Raw genomic sequence first — 20894 nt, forward strand, 5'->3', positions numbered from 1 at the left:
GGTAATTATTGTTTTTATATCAAAAATCGACAACATCTCCACGATTTTCATTTTGTATTCCTATGTTTATTTCTTCTTGCTGTTCAGGTGTTAACTCCTCCCAAACCTCTTTTTCTTTGTCTTCAAAAACTGCTCTAATTTTCTTCAAAAGATTAACATCTTTGGTTTTTACTATCTTTTTGATTAATTCCAATTTCTCCACATTCAAATCCATGATTGTCGCATTAAGAATTAAAGATACTAAAAAAAGGAATCAATTCAACAAAGCACCATTTCCAATTTCGTCGCAAAGGTACTGACCATTTTGGCAATAGCCAACTAATTCTGCTTTAATAAATTGCAACACTTTATCTTTGACCTCATTTGGATACAAAACATGCACATTCGCTCCCGCATCCAAAGTAAAACAAACCGGGATTTTGGTTTCATTTCTAAATTTCCAAATCGCATTAATAATTTGCAAGGTATTCGGCTTCATCAGAATAAAATAGGGCAGTGAAGTCATCATCATTGCGTGCAAAGTCAGGGCTTCGCTTTCTACAATTTTTATAAATTCTTCCAGATTTCCATTTTCAAAAACAGGAATCAGTTTGTCTAAATTTTCATGGGCTTGTGCAAATCGCCTTTCGGCAAAAGGATGGTTGTGCATCAAATCATGACCTACTGTACTAGAAACTTGTTTTTCACCTTTGTCAACGAGCAAAATCGTGTCCTGAAATTTTTTGAAAATATCATGTATTTCATACGGATATTCAACTCCATACAAATCCGTGCTTCCTTTTATGTTCGCTTGATTTCCCCAAACTACAACTTGCCCTTTGACGCTTCTGCAGGCACTTCCGGAACCCAATCGCGCCAAAAAAGAAGCTTTGGCATAGAAATAATCTTCGGTCATTTCTGGATTTAACGCTTTTTCCATACTCATGAAATTCATCGCCAAAGCCGCCATCCCAGATGCCGAAGAAGCAATTCCTGAACTGTGTGGAAATGTATTTTGGGTATTAATCGTAAAATGATAGTCTTTTAAAAAGGGTAAGTAGATTTCAACCCGCTCCAAGAATTTTTGAATTTTTGGTTTAAAATCTTCTTTTGGTTTCCCTTCAAATAACAAATCGAAAGAAAAATTTCCAGTGTTTATTTTTTTGGCGAAAGCCAGAGTCGTAATCGTTTTACAATTATTCAACGTAAAACTAACCGATGGATTTGCAGGAATCTGATTCTTTTTTTTGCCCCAATACTTCACCAAAGCAATATTACTGGGAGCACTCCAACTAAAACTGCCTTGATTAATAGAATGCGTATATTTTGGTAGTATAAAATCGTTAGCTTCGAACATAAATAATAGTTTTCGGCAAAGATACTTTTTTTGATGAAAACGTTTATTTCTTTATTTGTATTCCTTAGAAAGTTTTTGAGTATTTTTGACTTCTCAAAATACATAAAAATGAATAAGATCACCCGAATATTATCTATTGTTGTTACTTGTCTTGTCGTGGGTTATTTCTCTGGAATGGTCACACGCTCTGCTATAACAACTTGGTATCCTACTTTGATTAAACCGAGTTTCAATCCCCCAAATTGGGTTTTTGCACCTGTTTGGAGTATGCTTTATATTATGATGGGAATCTCAGCTGGACTGGTTTGGGACAGAATTGAGTTCGAAAAAGAAGCTGTTAAAAAAGCATTACAGTTCTTCGCGATTCAATTGGCACTAAATGCCTTGTGGTCCTATTTGTTTTTTGGACTAAAAAATCCAATGCTAGCCGGTTTAGAGATCATCATCTTATGGCTGATGATTTATGAAACGTACATTCAATTTTCCAAAATCAACAAAATATCAGGTTATTTGTTTATTCCTTATTTACTTTGGGTGAGTTTTGCCGCAGTCTTGAATGGCAGTATTTGGTGGCTGAATAGGTAATTGAATGTCAGTTCTTTAATTTTTGGAATTCCATATTTTTGGCCGATAAAAAATCCATCACGCTGAGAACATTACTGTTTTCAATTAGTTTTTTGGATTTAGGATCGCCATCACAAAATTGCAGAAAAAGATCTATTTGCTCTGGTTTTAATTTTAAAGTTTCAAGATAATATTTTTGATCACAGGTGTTTTTGGCTAATGTTATGAATTCAATTTCTGGAACTTTTTCTTTTAGTGGTTCTTTGTCTTTTACGAATAAATCCAAAAGTTTTTTGCCAATTGTAACAAAATTTAACCCGTTAACAAACGTACCCTTTCTCATCTCTTGATATCCCTCCCTATTATCAAACTTTTCTCTAGCATATTCATCTAGTTTACTTTGCTCGTATTTTTTGTCTTTACTTAATTTTAAATTTTGCATTTTTTCGACTATCACTTCATCTAATTCTTCTGCTTTTTTAAACATTACAACTTGTAGATTGTTTAACTCAATCTGTTCTTTAGATACTTTCAACCTTTTCCAATTAAATTTTTTTGCATAAAAAAGCAGGCTGTCATTGACTTTAACTTGAATTAAAAACTCTCCTCTGTCATTTGTAGTCGTGCTTTTTTTAGATGTTTTGTTGATTACCTCCACATTTTGCAGCAATAAATTGTCTGATGTAACGACTCCTTTAAGAAGTTTCTCGGTTTGTGAATAACTGAATTGACATAAAAACAAGAATAATACAAAAAGTAACTTTACCTTCATAAGTAAGAATTTATTGAAAGTAAATATATTCTAATCGTCCTTAAGAAAAACTTAGAATTGATGTAATTTTTTGTTAATTAACTAAATTCCATTCGCGACAATAAATCCACTTGTCCAGGCATTCTGGAAATTAAACCCTCCTGTAATGGCGTCAATATTCACTATTTCTCCAGCAAAATATAGATTCTCATGCAGTTTACTTTCCATTGTTTTAAAGTTGATTTCTTTTAAATCGATTCCGCCTGCTGTCACGAATTCTTCTTTAAAAGTACTTTTACCATTGACCTGAAATGTACTATTGGTCAATTGATTTACTAAATTTTGCAATTGAATTTTAGACAAATCTGCCCATTTGGTTTCCTCTGGAATATTTGAAGCCAAAACTAAACTTTCCCACAATCGGTTTGGAAAGTCAAAAGGAGATTTTTTCGAAACCCCTTTTTTGGCGTGTTCCTGTTTTAAAGTTTTTAGGATTTTCTCAGCATCTTCGTTATCGACATCGTTTAACCAATTCACATAAATGGTAAATTGATAATTTTTATCGAATAAAGTTCTCGCTCCCCAAGCCGATAGTTTCAAAATGGCTGGGCCACTCATTCCCCAATGCGTGATTAACAATGGCCCAGTTGAAACCAATTTGGTATCTTTTACCTTTACCGTAACTTGAGCCGCTACGCCAGGCAATTCTTTAATTCGAGGATCTTTTATATTGAAAGTAAATAAGGACGGAACCGGACTAACGATCGCATGACCTTGTTGTTGAAGCATTTCCCAGATTTTAGGGTTACTTCCTGTGGCAAGAACCAATTTTTCAGCAATATAATTTTCGTTTTGCGTTTCCACTTTCCAAAAATTATCTTTTTTGAATATCGATTGCACACTTTGCCCAGTTAGTACTGCTATCCCCAATTTTTCAGTGGCTTTTATGAAACAATCAATAATAGTCTGCGAAGAATTTGAAACAGGAAACATTCGTCCATCCTCTTCAATTTTGAGTTCGACTCCATGCCTCTCGAACCATTCAATAGTATCTCCCGAACAAAATTGATGAAAAGGACCACGCAATTCTTTTTCTCCTCGCGGATAAAATTTCACTAACTCATTGGGCTCAAAACAGGCATGAGTCACATTGCAGCGTCCTCCTCCAGAAACACGAACTTTACCTAACACTTCGGCACCTCTTTCGAGAATGGCAACTTTAGTTTTTGGGCTTCTCTCTACGATATTGATAGCTGTAAAAAAACCGGCAGCGCCACCGCCAACAACGAGTATGTCAAAATTTTGATTCATGATTTTGTAAAGAAATAGATTGGAATGCCTTTTTTATTTTAAAGATAAATCAGCAAGTAATTCAGAATACAAATGTAAGCATTCGTTTTTGAAAGAATGTAGGTTCTTGCTTCTTTAAACCCTGTCCAAAAAATCGGTAATTATGCCATTTACTTTGAACGATTTCATTCTTTGAATATCATCTGTTTCATTTACTGTCCAAGGAAAAACCTGAATACCTTTTTCCTGTATTTTAGTAGTATATTCATCGGTCAATAATTGAAAATCGGGATGCAAGGCTTCGGCTTTCATAAACCGGGCAAAAGAAATAGCCAAGTCTAAATCGGTTTCAGTTAGAACTCCAATCCGAATTTCATCGTTTAAAAATCGAACTTGTTGCAACGCATTCCAATCAAAACTGGAGACTATAAAATGAGTATGGCTCCAATATTTATCTAAAATATAATGCTCAATTAATTGAACGACTTTCTCAGCCGTATCTTGGTTTTTCAATTCAATATTTACAAAACATCTTTGATTAACCAAATCTAGAACTTCTGCCAATGTTGGAATCTCGTACTCATCATTTATTTTAAAAGACTTTATTTCTCGCAGTATCAATTGATTTACAACACCTTTGCCGTTGGTCGTTCTATCGATGGTTTCGTCATGGATTACAATCAAATGACCGTCTAAACTGAGATGCACATCCAATTCAATTCCATCAGCACCCATTTGTATTGCTTTTTCAAAAGAAATCAAAGTGTTTTCAGGTTCGTATCCATTGGCTCCGCGATGTCCTATTTTAAGTACTTTATCCATATATACAAAAGTAAGAAAATAAAAAACGCCTCCATTTCTAAAGGCGTTTCAATTCAAAACTACTAAACAACTAACTAATTTTTTAATTCTAGTAATACAATATCAAACTCGCTATCGATTACCACTTTTCCATTTATGACTTTGCCTAATTTACCAGAATAGGCATCTTTTACTTTGGAACCTTCTTTGAATGCAGTCCCTACAGGAATTTCTTTTTTCCCTTTGGCTAAATCCAATCCTATTACAACGGTATCTGTGTAATTCTCTCTTGTAAAAGTTCTGGAACACACATACGGTTTTGATAAAATTTCTACATTTACACCAGCTCCCACAGCAGGATGGTTTTTTCTAAATTGACCTAATTTTTGCCAATGCAAAAGTACTTTTTGAGTCTTTGCATCGGTTTTTACAGCATCCCAATTCATAAACGAACGCAATGTGGCATCACCTTGAGTTCCTTCAATCACCAATGATCGTGCAGATTCATCACCGTAATACACTTGTGCAATTCCTGGAGTCAAAAGTAGTTTAGTACCACTTTCAATACTTTTTTCTCTCTTGGCATCAAAAGGACCTCCATCATCATGCGATGATAAATAATTCAAAACACTATATCCTTTCAATTGAGTATTCAACAAATCCGAATATTTTTGAAACATAAAAGCATAGTCTTTTTGAGCATCACTTTTGAATTCAAAATTGATCATTCCCGTAAAACCATTCTCGTAATAATTTACTTTTTTGTCTCCAAAATCAAATAGCTGTCCGTTACTGATGTTGTAATTGTAGACTTCGGCAATGGTGTAAAAAGGATTGTTGTCTAACACTTTGGTTGGATTGTTTCTTTTCCAATCTGCAAATGAATAGTCGCATTGTGTTTTAAAATCGGCCCAAACACTTTCATCTGTATGTTTTACGGTATCGGCTCTATAACCGTCAATTCCGAACTCTGTGATATAATCTGTTAGCCATTTTATGATGTAATATTTTGGAGTTCTTGGGTAGCCCGTTCTTTTGAAAAAAGCATCCAATGAAGCTACTTCTTTTTCATATCTCCCCTCGGCTTTCCATTTTTCGATTAAAAAAGGAGGTAAAGATACTTCTACTTTGCTTTCCGTTTTTACATCAGGCAAATTTGCTACCAATGTACAAGCGGTTGTGTTTTCGAAATTGCTGTATTGGCATTTAGGCTCTGTACGAACCCAACCTTCTGGCCAAACTGTATCAACCTCTGTAACTGGTCCCGTATGGTTGATTACACCGTCAAGCATAATTCGGATTCCTTTGGCATGTGCTTTTTTCACCAATTCGGCCAAGTCTTTTTTGGTTCCAAAGTTTTTATCCAATGCCGTCCAATCTCTTGCCCAATAGCCGTGAAATCCATAACTCAATCCAGTTCCTTCATCAACACCATCGTGGATTTGTTCGACAACAGGCGTAAACCAAATCACATTGATTCCTAATTTGGTAAAATAACCCTCATCTACTTTTTGAGTGATCCCTTTGATGTCACCACCTTCAAAACCTCTCAATTTTCCAGTAGTTTTGGTTCTGTTATAATTTAAATCATTCGATTTATCGCCATTAGCAAAACGATCTGTCATCAAAAAATACAAGTTGGCGCCTTCCCAAACGAAAGGCGTTTTTTCTGTTTTTGCTTTAGATTCTTTTTTATCTTGGGCACTAACAAAAGTGGTTACTGCTAATAAAAATAGGGCTAATACTATATTTCTACTTTTCATTTTATAATTGTATTTTAATTTCGTTATCCAATCCTTTTTTCAATACAACTGGAATTTCAAGAATGTTTCCATTTGTTTTAAAATCTACATTTACACCGTTAACAGTCACTTTACTTGGTTTTCCTGCGATATTATGAACTAAAAAAGTGATGTTTTTATCTTCGCTTACAAATGATTTACCTGTAACCGTATTAATTTGAACCGCAATTAATTTATTGGTTGAATTACTCGAAAAATTTAAGATTTCGTATGCTCCTTTTTCAAAATCATTTGGTGTTATCCCATCATCATTGTACAATTTTCCAGTACTTGAAGTTACTTTTTCGTCGTAATAAAAATGCAAATCGAAATTGGCTAATGCGTATTTAGATGTATTTTGAATCGTTTTTATCATCGGAATAAAAGCACCACCACGAACATAGACTGGAATATTGTCTGGAGAAACAGCTATGTTTGCCGTTGTTCCTGCCTCCTGTTTTGCTCCAGTATAAAAATCATACCAATTATTGTTTTTTGGAAAATAAATCGATGTACTTGTAACGCCTGATTTTGTAATTGGAGTCACCAGAAAATCATTCCCCCATAAATATGAATCACAAGAATTCAACAACTTTTCGTTGGTTGGTTCGTCAAAAAACAAGGGACGCATCAATGGCAAACCTTTGTTGTTGTTTTCAAAAGCCAAGGTATAGTTATAAGGCAACATTTGATAACGCAACTCGATTTGTTTTTTTACTTTGGCCTTAGTTACAATGTCTTTGTAAACAGGCTCCGAAGGCACATCTTCCTGCGCGTGCGGACGGTAAACAGGTTGAAAAACTCCATATTGCAACCAACGCACATACAATTCGTTGTCAAAGTAATCGCCAGCAAAACCACCTAAATCCGAGTGCATATAGGCCATTCCCTGCATTCCCATTTGCAATGCAATTTCGGGTTGTGATTGTAATCCTTCCCAAGAACGGCTCACATCACCAGACCATGGAATCATTCCGTAGTTTTGAGAACCGGAATATCCAGCACGCATTAGAATAAATGGACGCACATTAGGAAAATCAGACTTATAGCCATCACGAATCATTTTGGCCCAATTATGACCATAAATATTATGCACTTCATCAGCTGGTCCTTGGGCTGTAAATGCGGCGGAAGGGAATACTTCTGGTTCACCCAAATCGCCCCACCATCCACCAACTCCTTGGTTGATTAAGTTTTTGTAAATATTCCAAAACCAGGTTTTACCTTCGGGTTTAAAAACATCTACCAATCCTGTATTTCCAAAATAAAAATCATATTTGAACGGATTTCCCGCTTGATCTGTAGCTAGTACTTTTTTATCCACTGCTTCTTGCCATTTGCTTGAAGTGGTTAAAATAAAAGGTTCCGTGATTAGAATGGTTTTAACTCCTTTGCTATTCAAATCAGTTATCATTTTCTTAGGATCCGAGAAATTGTCTTTGTCCCATTCTAAGTTACCCATTGTACCTTGAACGGTTTTTCCAAACCAATACAAATCCAGAATTATGGCATCTACAGGTATTTCGTCTTTGATGTATTTGTCAATTGTTTTGGTTACTTCTTCTTGAGAATGATATCCAAATCGACTAGAGAAATTTCCTAAAGCCCAACGAGGAACAAGAGGCTGTCTTCCTGTCAATGAAGTGTAATTCGAAGTCAAATCGACCCAGCTATCACCTGCAATTACCTGATATGTTTTTCTCCCTGAAATCGTTTCATAAACTAATGTGTTATTTTTTTTACTGTCTAAATCCAAATAACCAATAGCTCCGTTATCAAAATGAACCGCATAAATTTTGGAAGACATTACTAAGGGAATCGAGAAATTCATTTTTTTCGAATGCGTTCCATATCCATAATCGGCTTGGTTGTATAGTTCCAAACGGTTTCCACGACGGTTCATTCCCAATGCACGAGCTCCCGCACCATAAAGCGCTTCGGTTCCATCCAAATTAAACTCTAAAGTTTCTTTTGGCTGTTCTTTACTAATGGTAGCTTTCTCTCGTTGCACATACCCGCTTTTTTCTGAAATTAATTCCTTGTTTTTATACAAATACGAAATTTGAAAAGGACTTTTTACAATAGAAACCGAAATCCCATTAGAGGAATATACTAATTCGTTTTGAGCTTGCTTTAATTTGAAAACAACTTTTTCAGGAGTTAAAACAACTGCATGCGAATTGGAATTTAAGTTTTCTCCAGTTGGCAAAAAAGTGGTTTCAACTATTTTATCCGAATAAGGCTTGATATAATAAACTCCATCGGAAGTTTTAATTTCCAAGGTGTTTTTAACTACTTTATAACTTTCAAATTTTCTATTTGCATTTTGAGCAAATGAAATACTTGAAATTAAAAGAAATAGAATTATTTTTTTCATGACTGTTTTTTTAGAACCATTAATGCATTAAGTTTATTAAACTTTGTTTATAATTTGATGTATGTAATGGTAAAGTTTTAATACTATTTTAATTTTCGAACCATTAAGACATTAAGTTTATTAAGCTTTGCTTGTAATTTAATAATCAATAATGATAAAGCTTTTCTTCTTGAAAATTAATACCTTAATGGTTTTATTTAATCATTTTTGGTATTCAATATCTGATTTTCAATCTAGCCTGTTGAAAAATTCATTAACAAAAGGTTTTAATGATTTAGAAATATTTAAAGTGTAAAAATTGATTAATAAACCTTGTGGAATTTCTAATAACTTCATATAAGTTAGTAATTGCGCCTCGTGAATTGGTAAAATTGCTTCAACTGCTTTCAACTCTACAATTATTGTGTCATTTACCAACAGGTCTAATCTTAAATCTGCATCAATTTCTAAATCATAATATTGAATAGGAACAGATAATTGCTGTCTTACTGAATAACCATTAGTTTCTAACTCATATTTCAAGCATTTTTCATAAACACTTTCCAATAATCCTGGTCCTAGTTCTTTATGCACTTTTATTGCATACCCAGTAATTTCATAAGACAATTGAGTCACTTCTTTTTTGGTCATTTTATTTTTATTAAATCATTAAAAATTAAGTTTATCAATTTACACTTTTTCTTAATAAACTTAATTCCTTAATGGTTTAAATTTTTTATTTTTTCACTTCAACTCCAAAAGCAGAACCGATTTTCCTTCGATAGTAATATCATTTTTCAAATCAATAGTTTTTCCAGAAAGGACATCGTTTCCAGTTTTATAATTCAAAATACTTTCTTGAAAACGATTGGTTGGAAAAGTTTTAGAATCTTTATTATTATTGATGACCACCATAACCGATTTAGAGTCTGTATATCTAAAATAAACGTACACATTGTTTTCTGGTATATAATGTTTCATTTTTCCAAAATGTACCGCATCATTTGATTTTCTCCAAGTAAATAATTGAGATGAGAAATCAAAATACTTTTGTTGTTCGGGAGTTCTTCCTGCTTTAGCGAAAGCATTATTCTTATCACCTTCCCAACCGCCTGGAAAATCTTGTCGGATAGCAGCATCTCCCTCTTTATCTTTATTTCCAGACATTCCAATTTCGGAACCATAATAAACTTGGGGAATTCCGCGAACGGTTGCCAACAAAGTCATAGCCATTCTATATTTCGAAAAATCCTTTTGATAAATTTCATTGAATCGGTTGGTGTCATGATTTTCAACAAAAGTCATAATACTATTGATATTCGGATATAAAAAATCGTTAGTAAAATTCTCATAAACATTTACCATTCCTTCATTCCACTTGCCATTATCTTCATTGAATACTTTAGCTAGAGTTTCCGTAAATGTAAAATCCATAACAGATGGCAAATAGGAATTATAATTTTCTATCGCCGCTATCTTACTGTCTTTTTGCCAATAGGCCATTTGTGCCTGATCGTGCATCCAAACTTCGCCAACGATATTAAAATTAGGGTATTCATCGGTGATTGCTTTGGTCCATTCGGCAATTCCTTTCTTGTCGCAATAGGAATAAGTATCTACACGAAAACCATCCAAATTGGCGTATTCAATCCACCAAATGGCGTTTTGTTTCAAATAGGTATTCACCAATGGATTAGATTGATTCAAATCCGGCATCGATTTCACAAACCAACCGTCCATACACATTTTGGCATCAATTTGGGATGCATTAGGATCAAATTGTGTTGTCATTCGGTAATTAGTTTGTGCATAACCCGGAAATTGGTGAATCCATTCATAAGTTGGTAAATCCTTCATCATCCAATGTTCTGCTCCCCAATGGTTCGTCACATAATCCATGATCAGTTTCATATCGCGTTTATGTAATTCGGACGAAAGTTGCATATACTCTTCATTGGTTCCAAAACGGGGGTCTATTTTATAAACATCCGATTGTCCGTAAGTATGATACGAATAGGCTTTATCGTTGTCTTCGCAAAGAGGTGTTGGCCAAAGTGCCGTGGCACCCAATTCCTTGATGTAATCCAAATGCTGAATCATTCCTGCAATATCCCCACCGTGTCTTCCTCCTGGAAGTGCTCTGTTTCCTTTTTCAACAACCGATTTATCACTGTCATTACTAGGATTTCCATTGGCAAAACGATCTGACATCACTAGATAAATCAAATCAGAAGCGTCAAAACTTTTTCTGGAAGCCGAATTCTCTCTTCTTTGCTTTAAGCTGTATTTTTTTGAGAATATGACTTTTTTATCTTTCGAAAATGAAAAAACTAAATCTTGTGCCGTTACATCTTTAGTGTCAATGGTAACAAAAAGATAATTTGGATTCTCCGTTTTTTTAACTTCTTTGATCACAATAGCATTAGATACCATCACTTCATTTTGGGCAATGTTTTTGCCATAAAACAAAATTTGCAACTCTGGATTGTGCATTCCTGCATACCAAAAAGGAGGTTCAACTCTATCAATTTGTGCAAAAATTGATGTAGAGATAAAAAATAACAAGATGATTATTTTCTTCATTCCGTCTATAATTTTAAAACCCTTTCGAAGTAAAACTTTGAAAGGGTTTGATATTGATTGATTTTAGTTTTTTGGCTGAACCAAAACTGGTGTGCCGTTTACATAAACAGTTAACTCTTTGTTACCTTCTAATGATAATTTGGTTTCCTTATGGTCTACCGCAATTTTTAAAATCTGATTTCTAAAATTGATTTTAAAGGAATAGCCACCCCATTCTTTTGGAATTTTTGGAGAGAAGTGAAGTGTATCTCCTTTTACTCTCATTCCTCCAAATCCTTCAACAATACTCATCCAAGTTCCAGCCATCGATGTAATATGACAACCTTCTTCAACCTCTTTGTTATAATCGTCCAAATCCAAACGAGACGTTCTTAAATAAAACGCATAGGCCATATCCATTTTGTCTAACAAAGCAGCTTGAATAGAGTGAACACAAGGAGAAAGTGAACTTTCGTGTACCGTAAATGATTCATAGAAATCAAAATTACGTTCCAATTCATCTTTAGAGAAATGATCTTCAAAGAAATAGAAACACTGCAAAACGTCAGCTTGTTTAATATAAGGCGAACGCAATACACGATCCCAAGACCATTTTTGGTTGATTGGTCTTTGGGAGCGATCTAGGTCTTTTACGGGAACTAAATCTTTGTCCAAAAATCCATCTTGTTGCAAGTAAATCCCCAATTCTTCCGATTTTGGAAAATAAATATTACCAGCCACTTTATTCCACTCTGCCAATTCTGTTTCAGATAATTTCACTTTTTCCATAATGCGTTTATGGTCTGAAGGATATTCTAATGAAACTTTTTGAATTTGCTCATAAGCATAATCAATACACCATTTGGCAATATAATTGGTATAAAAATTATTGTTAATATTGTTTTCGTATTCATTTGGACCAGTTACTCCCAAAATCATATATTGATTTTTGTTTTTAGAGAAAGAAGCTCTCTGGTACCAAAAACGAGCAATCCCAATTAATACTTCTAACCCTTTTTCAGGAATATAGGAGTAATCGCCAGTAAAACGGTAATAATTGTAAATTGCAAAGGCAATAGCACCATTTCTATGGATTTCTTCATGGGTGATTTCCCACTCGTTATGACATTCCTCACCATTCATAGTAACCATTGGATACAAAGCTGCTCCATTTTTAAAACCTAAATTTAGTTCGGCATTTTCAATGGCTTTGTCCAGTTGATTATAACGATAGGTCAATAAATTACGAGCTACTTGTTGGTCTTTTGTAGCCATATAAAATGGAATACAATAGGCCTCAGTGTCCCAATAAGTAGATCCACCATATTTTTCTCCTGTAAATCCTTTAGGTCCAATATTCAAACGAGAATCTTTTCCTAAATAAGTTTGGTTCAATTGGAAAATATTAAAACGAATTCCTTGTTGCGCTTTCACATCGCCATCAATAGTAATATCTGACATTTCCCAAATTTTTGCCCAAGCATCTATTTGATCTTGCAATAATTGGTCATAACCTTTTGTTAAAGCGGTTTGAATAACATTTTCGGCTGCCGAAATGGTATCCGTGTGATTTAACGAAACAGTGTAACCCCCAATTTTTTGAATCGCAGATTTATCTCCTTTAGCCACAATCACATCGTAATAAAATAAAATTTTATCCGCTATTGTATCTACAGATGTTGGAGACATATTTTGTTTTTCTCCTCTTGCCCAAATGGTATTTTGCATGAAGGTTGTTACTTTAAAGTGTGTTTTAAAAGTTTGAGCCGTAACAAAAGCTTCATTCCCTGATTTTTTAACATCTAATGGCTCCCAGAATTTTTCTTCCCAGTTCGCATCCTCATTCGTTACGCCAGCATCAATGTATGGCTTGTAAATGATTTTGGCATCTTTATTTAACGGTGTAATTTCATAGTTAATCACTCCTACTTCGTCAATATCTAAAGATAAAAAACGACGAATATCAACAGCGACTTCTGTTCCGTTTTTCAAAGTGGCTTGAAAAGAACGGTGATACCATCCTTCTTTCATATTCAATTCACGACGGAAATTTTTAACCTCAGTACAGCTATTTAAATCAAAATCTTCTCCGTTTATTTCAATATTGATTCCAATCCAATTTGGGGCATTCAATACTTTGGCAAAATATTTTGGATATCCGTTTTTCCACCATCCAACTTTAGTTTTGTCTGGATAATAAATTCCCGCAATGTAACTTCCTTGAAAAGTTTCTCCTGAATAATTCTCTTCGAAATTAGCTCTTTGTCCCATGGCACCATTTCCGATACTAAAAAGACTTTCAGATGATTTTACACTTTCTCTATCAAATCCTTCTTCGATAATAGACCAATTATCTGGTTTTATATAATCTTGATTCATTTTCTATTTTAATTTAAGGGTAAGGTTTGAAGTTCAAGAATAAAACACCTCTTTGCTTCATTCCTCTTTAACCTTATGTTTTGTTTGGTTATTTGTTTATTAATAATTCTAAAAAAGTAGAACTTATTTCTGTAAAATCTTTAAAAATATACTCAGCTTCATGAAGAGTTGTTTCCTCACCAATACCAATGCTGATCATTTTGGCAATATTAGCCGCTTGAATACCGGCAACTGAATCTTCAAAAACAATGGCATCCTCATTGGCTACATTCAATAACCGAGCGGCTTGTAGAAAAACCTCTGGATCGGGTTTGGCATTTACCACATCATTCCCATCAACTATAACATCAAAAAAAGCAAGCGTTCCTGTTTTTTCAAGTATCGGTTTTGCATTTTTACTGGCAGAACCCAAAGCTATTGGCTGATTGTTCTCTTTTAAAAATTTTAAAACCTTCATTACACCCGGTAAAATCTCTGTCTCATTCATATCTACCAGATAAGAAAGATAATCTTCATTTTTTTGAAGTAACCATTTGTCTTTATCTTCTTGAGACGCTTCAACTTTTCCTAATTCCAAAATTATATCTAAGGAACGAACACGGCTCACGCCTTTTAATAATTCATTATGCTCCAATGTGAATTCAATCCCTAATCCGTTCGCAATTTTTTTCCATGCTAAAAAATGATACTTGGCTGTATCCACAATGACACCGTCTAAATCAAAAATAAATCCTTTTCTCTTTTCCATTATACTACTTCTTTATTATTTAATCGTTGCCTTCTTTTTCTTTTACAAAAAACACAGCAGTTCCAGCAATTAACATGGATGCACCAGCAATTACAATAATCGCCATTGGATTACCTCCAAAAAATGCAATCAGCGTACTTCCTAAAACCCCTGCAGCAATTTGAGGTATGGTTATTGTTGCATTAAAAAGTCCCATATACACTCCCATTTTGTCCGCTGGAAGTGAACCTGAAAGCATTGCATAAGGCATAGCCAAAATAGCAGCCCAAGCTAATCCTACTCCTGAAATAGAAAGTAATAGCATATTTTTGTCCTCAACAACAAACATAGAAATCAAACCTAATCCTCCTAATACAAGCGAAAAACTATAGGTTTTTTTTCTTCCGATTGATTTTGCAATCGAAGGGATAAGCAAAGAGAACAATGCTGCTACACCACTATAGAAAGCAAACATCACCCCTGTCCAGTCACCTGCTTCGTTGAAACCAATTGATTTGGCATCTAATGCAACTCCATGTCCCCAAACTTGGTTCGCAATGGCTCTTGTGGTGTAAACCCACATTAAAAATAACGCAAACCAAGAGAAAAACTGGACAATTCCCAATTGCCAAAATATTTTTGGTGCATTCCCTATCAATTTGAAAATACTTGTTTTTTCAGTTTTTTCAGGAGCATTCAAATCAATTTTATTGTATTCTGCATGTTCTTTTGGTGCATATTCTTTAGTTCTAAAAACAGTCCAAAGTACTGTCCCTAATAATATTGTACCTCCTATATAAAAAGACCAGATTACTGATTCGGCTACTTTTTCACCTGCTGCTGGCACATTAGACATACCTATTTTTACTAAAATCCAAGGCAATAATGATCCGAAAACGGCTCCAAAATTGATTAGCGCACTTTGAAGCGAATAGCCTAAATTACGTTGTTCATCATTGACCATATCTCCCACAAGCGCTCTAAAAGGTTGCATCGTAACATTAAATGATGTGTCCATCAACAGCAACATCACTGCTCCAAAAACTAGTGGCGGCAATAAGTAAGTAAAGTATTCAGCATTTGGCATAAAAAACATAGCCAAAGCCGATACAATCGCTCCAAAAAATATAAAAGGAATACGTCTTCCTAATTTGGTCCACGTTTTATCACTCGAAAGACCAATAATGGGTTGAACAATCAAACCGGCTAAAGGTGCTGCCAACCAAAAATAACCTATACTATGCACATCGGCACCTAAAGCTTCTAATATTCTACTTGTGTTTCCATTTTGCAAAGAATAGCCAATTTGAACTCCTAAGAATCCAAAACTTAAATTCCATATTTGCCAAAAACTTAATTTCGGTTTTTCCATTATTAAAAATTTACATATTTAATTGATAAACACACTGTTTATCCTATAGTTTTTTGATTATATCAACTAAAATTGATTGTGAAAAATTACAACTTAAAATTTAATTCAAAACATTGCTATCAAAACAATTATATGTATTCGAAACAAATCATCTCTTTTTTTTCAAAACAACAAGACTCGTCTTATTTGTAAAATGACTAAAAAAAAGTTCATTTTGAATACTAAATGTTTTTCAATAAATATAGTTATGGTAATTTATGGAATAATTAATAACACTTTTAATTAGGGAAAAACCTTCTCAAAGTCATTAACTATTCTTTTGCAAAAATTCATTAAATCATTATACTATTATGAATTCTTTTTTTTAATCTCGTCGTATTTCCAAAAATCTAACACAACTAAATTATCGTTATAAAAAACTCATCTCATTTTCGAAGTAAAAGAAAAGCTATAAACGGGGAGTAAATATATAAAAATCTTTTTTGTTTATATTCAATAAAATCTAAAAATAATCATTTTTTTTAACTACAAGGTTGTAGTAATTAATAAAATACGTATTTTATTTGCACATTATTTCACTATTGACAAAATAAAAAAAATCGAACAGAGTTTAATCCATTCGATTTAAATTCTAGTATTCGATCGCAAAAGCAAATGATTAATTACTGATTTACTTCAAAGTTATTAAAAGGTTAAATAATCCAAAACAGTATTTGCAGGCTTTTTTAACTTGTAGATTCTCTTTCTACCAAATAGGTTTCAATCACCTCAGTTATATAATTCTCATCTTCAGACCCATCCTCAGATTCCAATCGGTCTATAATAATTTTTGCAGCACGATTACCCATTTTTACACCGCTTTGACTCACTGTGGTAATGGTTGGAGTTGAATATTTAGAAATCATACCGTCGGTAAAAGCAATGACTGCAAGATCTTTTGGCACATTCAACCCTATTTTATTTGCTGTTTTAATACAGGTTACAGCAAAAATTTCATTTACGGCAAAAACTGCATCAATAGCCTCGTCTTCCAGTAATTTTCCAATAATGATTTCGCAGGTGTCAATATCTTCAATTTTAATAATCAGGTTCTCATCAAAAGGCAAGTTATTATCCAATAATGCTTTGACATATCCGTCGGTTCTTAATTTACCAACACTAACATAATCAACCGTAGTAACTAAAGCAATCTTTTTTCGCCCTTTATCAATTAGACTTTGTACTGCTTCATAGGCAGCCTGTTTATCATCAATTATCACTTTATCACACAACACTTCATTGGTAACACGATCAAACATTACAACAGGCATCCCTTGATTTATAACTTCGGTAATATGGTGAAAATCTCCTTTAAATTGAGTTTCTTTAGACAATGACATGATGAAACCATCAATACTTCCATTAGCCAAAAGCTCCATATTCAATACTTCTTTATCAAAGGAATCATCGGACAAACAAATAACTACACTATAACCATTTTCATTAGCTATTTGCTCAATACCATTGATTACAGTAGAGAAAAAATGATGAACTATTTCAGGGATAATAATTCCTATGGTTTTGGTTTTTCGATTCTTAAGACTTAAGGCAATGTTATTGGGTTTATAATGATAAAATTTAGCAAATGCCTGAACTTTTAACCTTGTTTCTTCACCTATTTCGGGGCTATTCCTTAGTGACTTGGAAACAGTGGAAATGGAAACATCCAGTTCTTTGGCAATTTGCTTTAGGGTAATTTTCTTCTTCATAGAGTTTTACTTAATCAGTGGTATTCAATTCATAATAAAGATAACATAATTTTTTATTTATTGTAAATATTCGCATAAAAAAAAATAAAAAAGGCAAAGTTTTCAACACTATCACGTTTTCGTAGAGTGGTATAATTTTCATCATGTCGGGCGTGTTAATTAATTCTTAATTTTGAAATTCGAAGTAAAAAAACTTAAACAAAACTTAACCAAAAAAACAATTAATTTAAACAAAAAGTATGAAAACAATTTATAGAAAGTTGTTATTTTTATTACTCCTACTTCCGTTTTGTGCAATAGCCCAGAACAAAGTTACAGGAACGGTTGTTGATAATGTATCAGGACTACCGATTCCAGGAGTAAATGTAAAAATAGATGGAAGTGCCACAGGGGCTTCAACAGGTTTTGACGGGCAATTTGAATTGACCAATGTAAAACCAACAGATGTGCTAAACATATCCTATATGGGTTACTCAACTAAGAAAGTTGTAGTTGGATCTCAAACCTCGTTAGCAATTAAACTTCAAGAAGATTCAAATCAATTAAAAGAAGTTGTAGTTCAAGTAGGATATGGCTCTGTCAAGAAAAAAGATGCTACTGGTGCAGTATCAAAAGTTTCCGCAGATAAATTAATGCAAGGAGCATTAATTGATCCTATTCAAGGACTACAAGGTAAAGCCGCAGGGGTAAACATTACTAAACAAGGTGGTGACCCTAACCAAGGCTTCAATGTTAAAATTAGAGGGGCCGCAGGGTTTGCTGCAGGAGGGAACCCATTGTATGTTGTTGACGGAATTAGAGGTGTTGACCCAACTACAATAGCCCCAGAAGACATCGTATCTTACGACATCCTTAAAGATGCTGCATCTACAGCTATATATGGTGCGGATGGAGCGAATGGTGTTGTATTTATTACCACTAAAAAAGGAAAAGAAGGTAAAACTTCAATTGAATTCAACTCTTACCTTGCAATTGACAATGTAGCTAATAAACTAGACTTGTTAGGTGCTCAAGAGTATAGAGACTATACAACTTCACACGGTATTGCAAGTACTGATTTAGGTGGAAATACGGACTGGCAAGATGAAATTTTGCAAACTGGAATAACAAAAAATTATAATTTTGCAATTAGTGGTGGAACTGAAAACCACACCTATAGAGCATCTGTATCTAATACTGGATTTGAGGGGGTACTAAAAAATTCAGCAAAAGATAGAACTACTGCTAAAATTAATGTTACCCAAAAAGGTTTCAACGACAAATTGATTGTGGACATGGGTGTGTCTTTTACTCTTGAAAAAAACAATTATCTTAATTACGGTTCTGACGGAAAAGACCAAGTGCTATTTCAAGCCTACCAAAGACGTCCTACGGATCCTGTATATAATGCTAATGGAAGTTTACTGGAAGTAGGTGGTGTTAATAGCTATTATAATCCTTTACATCCTTTGAACAATATCCAAAATGACAGAGATGCAAAATTCATTAACAGTAATTTAGGTTTTGATTTAGAACTTGCTAAAGGACTGAATGCTAGAGTTGGTTTAAGTTACATTAGAGAAGATTGGGAAAAAACGTACTTCGAGCCTTCATATAAATATGATTTTGGTGGTGTACCAACTCAAATTTATGCTGGTTATGGAAATAGAGAATACAACAACAAAGAGCAGTCTATGATTGAATCAACTCTTACTTACAAAAAGACATTCTCTGATGTTCATAACGTAACTTTGTTAGGTGGTTATTCATATAGAAATACTGGCTATGACGGATTTAAAGCACAAGGAAATAATCCAATTTCTAATATACTTGGATCAGACAACTTACTAAACTTCGAAAATCTTCAATTAGGAGATAACACTTCATTCAAATCTTCTCGTAAAGATATCGGATATTTTGCGAGAGCAATGTATGACTATGACTCTAAATATTATGTAGCAGGTATTATTCGTTATGATGGTTCTTCAGTTTTCGGAGACAATAATCAATGGGGAGCATTCCCTTCGGTTCAAGTTGCTTGGAATATTGCCAAAGAAGGTTTTGTTACCAATAATGTAAGTGCGATCAACAACTTAAAATTTAGAGCAAGTTGGGGTGTATCAGGTAACAGTAACATTCCTGTTGATGCAAAAGATTTAAAAGTGTCTCCGGTTGCTACAGTTGATGCCTCAGGAAATCCTATCACTAACTTTAAATACGTTAATAATGGAAACCCAAATTTACAATGGGATGAGAATACAGAAATAAACGTTGGTTTAGATTTTGGATTGTTCAACGACAGAATTTCTGGTTCCGTTGAGTACTACAAAAAAACAGTTGACAATATGTTAATTGCAAACACAAACGTACCTATTGAAACTAATTTCTCAAATACTACCTTTATTAATGGTGGTAAAATGGAAAATAAAGGAATTGAAGCCACTTTGAATGCCAAAGTGATAAATGGTAATGATTTTACTTGGACTACTACTCTTGTTTACACACAAAATAAACAAAATGTATTAGCGTTAGGGAATGACCAATACAACTATAGCTACTTAGATGTAAATTATATTACTGGTCCTGGTTTGATTGGAGTTTCAACTCAAAGAATGCAGGCAGGTTATGAATTAGGTACTTTTTATGGCTATGAGTATGCAGGTTTCTCTAGTGGAAAATGGCTTATCAAAGACAATAATGGACAAACTAAATACCTAAGTGATGCTACAACAGATGACAAAAAAGTTATAGGTCATGCCTTACCTGATTTTGAAATGGGTTGGAGTAATTACTTTAAATACAAAAATTGGGATATGTCTATGTCATTTAGAGCCGTTGTTGGTAATGATATTTACAATGGAACCAATCAAGTTTTCGGAAACCCATTACAAATTGGAACAAGAAACGTAAACCACGATGCCCTAATTCTTAATGATGCTGGTGTTACTGAAGCTCCATCTCAATCATTATCTTATTTCATCGAAGATGGTAGTTTTATAAAACTAGACAACATCAATATTGGTTATAATTTCCCTAGTCCAATTTTCTTGAAAAATGTTTCTAAAATTAGACTTTACACTTCGGTTAATAACATCTTTACTCTAACTAATTATGGTGGTATAGATCCAGAGGTTAATTTTTCAGGAGGAAAAGACAATAAAGAAATTTATTTTGGTACAGATCAATTCAACATCTATCCAAAAACAAGAACTTTTACAGTTGGTTTAAACGTTATATTTTAATATTAT

At 33.7% G+C, this 20894-nt stretch carries 15 protein-coding genes; 2 read left to right on the plus strand and 13 right to left on the minus strand.

Features of this window, described 5'->3' with window-relative positions; all coding sequences use genetic code 11:
- Positions 1–19 precede the first annotated feature (19 nt).
- Both KZH69_RS15960 and KZH69_RS15965 read right to left on the minus strand, forming a co-directional pair.
- On the minus strand, positions 20–214 hold the full coding sequence (locus KZH69_RS15960; RefSeq protein WP_219318473.1) for a hypothetical protein: 195 nt from the start codon (positions 212–214) through the stop codon (positions 20–22).
- Between the two features lie 39 nt (positions 215–253).
- Positions 254–1336, minus strand: coding sequence for a diphosphomevalonate decarboxylase (locus KZH69_RS15965; protein WP_219318474.1), 1083 nt, complete (start codon positions 1334–1336; stop codon positions 254–256).
- Between the two features lie 108 nt (positions 1337–1444).
- Between KZH69_RS15965 and KZH69_RS15970 the strand changes: the two genes are divergently transcribed.
- Positions 1445–1921: a TspO/MBR family protein gene (locus KZH69_RS15970; RefSeq protein WP_219318475.1), complete on the plus strand. Its 477-nt coding sequence runs from the start codon at positions 1445–1447 to the stop codon at positions 1919–1921.
- A 7-nt stretch (positions 1922–1928) separates the two neighbouring features.
- On the opposite strand, the gene KZH69_RS15975 is transcribed toward KZH69_RS15970, so the two are convergent.
- The 11 genes from KZH69_RS15975 to KZH69_RS16025 all read right to left on the minus strand — a co-directional run bounded on the left by KZH69_RS15975 (position 1929) and on the right by KZH69_RS16025 (position 17667).
- Complete coding sequence (locus KZH69_RS15975; protein ID WP_219318476.1) at positions 1929–2435, minus strand: BamP family beta-assembly machinery protein; 507 nt, start codon at positions 2433–2435, stop codon at positions 1929–1931.
- A gap of 318 nt (positions 2436–2753) precedes the next feature.
- Positions 2754–3962 carry a BaiN/RdsA family NAD(P)/FAD-dependent oxidoreductase gene (locus tag KZH69_RS15980; protein ID WP_219318477.1) on the minus strand — a complete coding sequence of 403 codons (1209 nt, stop codon included), beginning with the start codon at positions 3960–3962 and terminating at the stop codon, positions 2754–2756.
- Positions 3963–4076: 114 nt separating this feature from the next.
- The gene (locus KZH69_RS15985) at positions 4077–4763 is read right to left on the minus strand and encodes a glycerophosphodiester phosphodiesterase (protein ID WP_219318478.1); all 687 of its coding nucleotides are present in this window, start codon (positions 4761–4763) and stop codon (positions 4077–4079) included.
- 74 nt (positions 4764–4837) lie between these two features.
- Positions 4838–6505 carry an alpha-amylase family glycosyl hydrolase gene (locus KZH69_RS15990; protein WP_219318479.1) on the minus strand — a complete coding sequence of 556 codons (1668 nt, stop codon included), beginning with the start codon at positions 6503–6505 and terminating at the stop codon, positions 4838–4840.
- Position 6506: 1 nt separating this feature from the next.
- Positions 6507–8900, minus strand: a complete 2394-nt coding sequence (locus tag KZH69_RS15995; RefSeq protein ID WP_219318480.1) for a glycoside hydrolase family 31 protein — start codon at positions 8898–8900, stop codon at positions 6507–6509.
- Between the two features lie 228 nt (positions 8901–9128).
- The gene (locus tag KZH69_RS16000) at positions 9129–9530 is read right to left on the minus strand and encodes a GxxExxY protein (RefSeq protein ID WP_219318481.1); all 402 of its coding nucleotides are present in this window, start codon (positions 9528–9530) and stop codon (positions 9129–9131) included.
- A 93-nt stretch (positions 9531–9623) separates the two neighbouring features.
- On the minus strand, positions 9624–11462 hold the full coding sequence (locus KZH69_RS16005; RefSeq protein WP_219318482.1) for a glycoside hydrolase family 13 protein: 1839 nt from the start codon (positions 11460–11462) through the stop codon (positions 9624–9626).
- A 63-nt stretch (positions 11463–11525) separates the two neighbouring features.
- Positions 11526–13820, minus strand: coding sequence for a glycoside hydrolase family 65 protein (locus KZH69_RS16010; RefSeq protein WP_219318483.1), 2295 nt, complete (start codon positions 13818–13820; stop codon positions 11526–11528).
- 88 nt (positions 13821–13908) lie between these two features.
- Positions 13909–14568: a beta-phosphoglucomutase gene (gene pgmB, locus KZH69_RS16015; RefSeq protein WP_219318484.1), complete on the minus strand. Its 660-nt coding sequence runs from the start codon at positions 14566–14568 to the stop codon at positions 13909–13911.
- 19 nt (positions 14569–14587) lie between these two features.
- The gene (locus KZH69_RS16020) at positions 14588–15919 is read right to left on the minus strand and encodes an MFS transporter (RefSeq protein ID WP_219318485.1); all 1332 of its coding nucleotides are present in this window, start codon (positions 15917–15919) and stop codon (positions 14588–14590) included.
- A 725-nt stretch (positions 15920–16644) separates the two neighbouring features.
- Positions 16645–17667 (minus strand): LacI family DNA-binding transcriptional regulator, encoded by a 1023-nt coding sequence (locus KZH69_RS16025; protein WP_219318486.1) that lies wholly within the window; start codon positions 17665–17667, stop codon positions 16645–16647.
- Positions 17668–17906: 239 nt separating this feature from the next.
- Here KZH69_RS16025 and KZH69_RS16030 point away from each other — a divergent pair, with 239 nt between their 5' ends.
- Positions 17907–20888 carry a SusC/RagA family TonB-linked outer membrane protein gene (locus KZH69_RS16030; protein WP_219318487.1) on the plus strand — a complete coding sequence of 994 codons (2982 nt, stop codon included), beginning with the start codon at positions 17907–17909 and terminating at the stop codon, positions 20886–20888.
- The last annotated feature ends 6 nt before the right edge of the window (positions 20889–20894 follow it).

Source organism: Flavobacterium taihuense (genome assembly GCF_019351435.1).
Classification (GTDB): Bacteria; Bacteroidota; Bacteroidia; order Flavobacteriales; family Flavobacteriaceae; genus Flavobacterium; species Flavobacterium taihuense.

Excerpts from the sequence above, each read along its gene's own strand:
- KZH69_RS15960 (WP_219318473.1), bottom strand. The coding sequence starts at position 214 with ATGGATTTGAATGTGGAGAAATTGGAATTAATCAAAAAGATAGTAAAA.
- KZH69_RS15965 (WP_219318474.1), bottom strand. The coding sequence starts at position 1,336 with ATGTTCGAAGCTAACGATTTTATACTACCAAAATATACGCATTCTATT.
- KZH69_RS15970 (WP_219318475.1), top strand. The coding sequence starts at position 1,445 with ATGAATAAGATCACCCGAATATTATCTATTGTTGTTACTTGTCTTGTC.
- KZH69_RS15980 (WP_219318477.1), bottom strand. The coding sequence starts at position 3,962 with ATGAATCAAAATTTTGACATACTCGTTGTTGGCGGTGGCGCTGCCGGT.
- KZH69_RS15985 (WP_219318478.1), bottom strand. The coding sequence starts at position 4,763 with ATGGATAAAGTACTTAAAATAGGACATCGCGGAGCCAATGGATACGAA.
- KZH69_RS15990 (WP_219318479.1), bottom strand. The coding sequence starts at position 6,505 with ATGAAAAGTAGAAATATAGTATTAGCCCTATTTTTATTAGCAGTAACC.
- KZH69_RS15995 (WP_219318480.1), bottom strand. The coding sequence starts at position 8,900 with ATGAAAAAAATAATTCTATTTCTTTTAATTTCAAGTATTTCATTTGCT.
- KZH69_RS16000 (WP_219318481.1), bottom strand. The coding sequence starts at position 9,530 with ATGACCAAAAAAGAAGTGACTCAATTGTCTTATGAAATTACTGGGTAT.
- KZH69_RS16005 (WP_219318482.1), bottom strand. The coding sequence starts at position 11,462 with ATGAAGAAAATAATCATCTTGTTATTTTTTATCTCTACATCAATTTTT.
- KZH69_RS16010 (WP_219318483.1), bottom strand. The coding sequence starts at position 13,820 with ATGAATCAAGATTATATAAAACCAGATAATTGGTCTATTATCGAAGAA.
- pgmB (WP_219318484.1), bottom strand. The coding sequence starts at position 14,568 with ATGGAAAAGAGAAAAGGATTTATTTTTGATTTAGACGGTGTCATTGTG.
- KZH69_RS16020 (WP_219318485.1), bottom strand. The coding sequence starts at position 15,919 with ATGGAAAAACCGAAATTAAGTTTTTGGCAAATATGGAATTTAAGTTTT.
- KZH69_RS16025 (WP_219318486.1), bottom strand. The coding sequence starts at position 17,667 with ATGAAGAAGAAAATTACCCTAAAGCAAATTGCCAAAGAACTGGATGTT.
- KZH69_RS16030 (WP_219318487.1), top strand. The coding sequence starts at position 17,907 with ATGAAAACAATTTATAGAAAGTTGTTATTTTTATTACTCCTACTTCCG.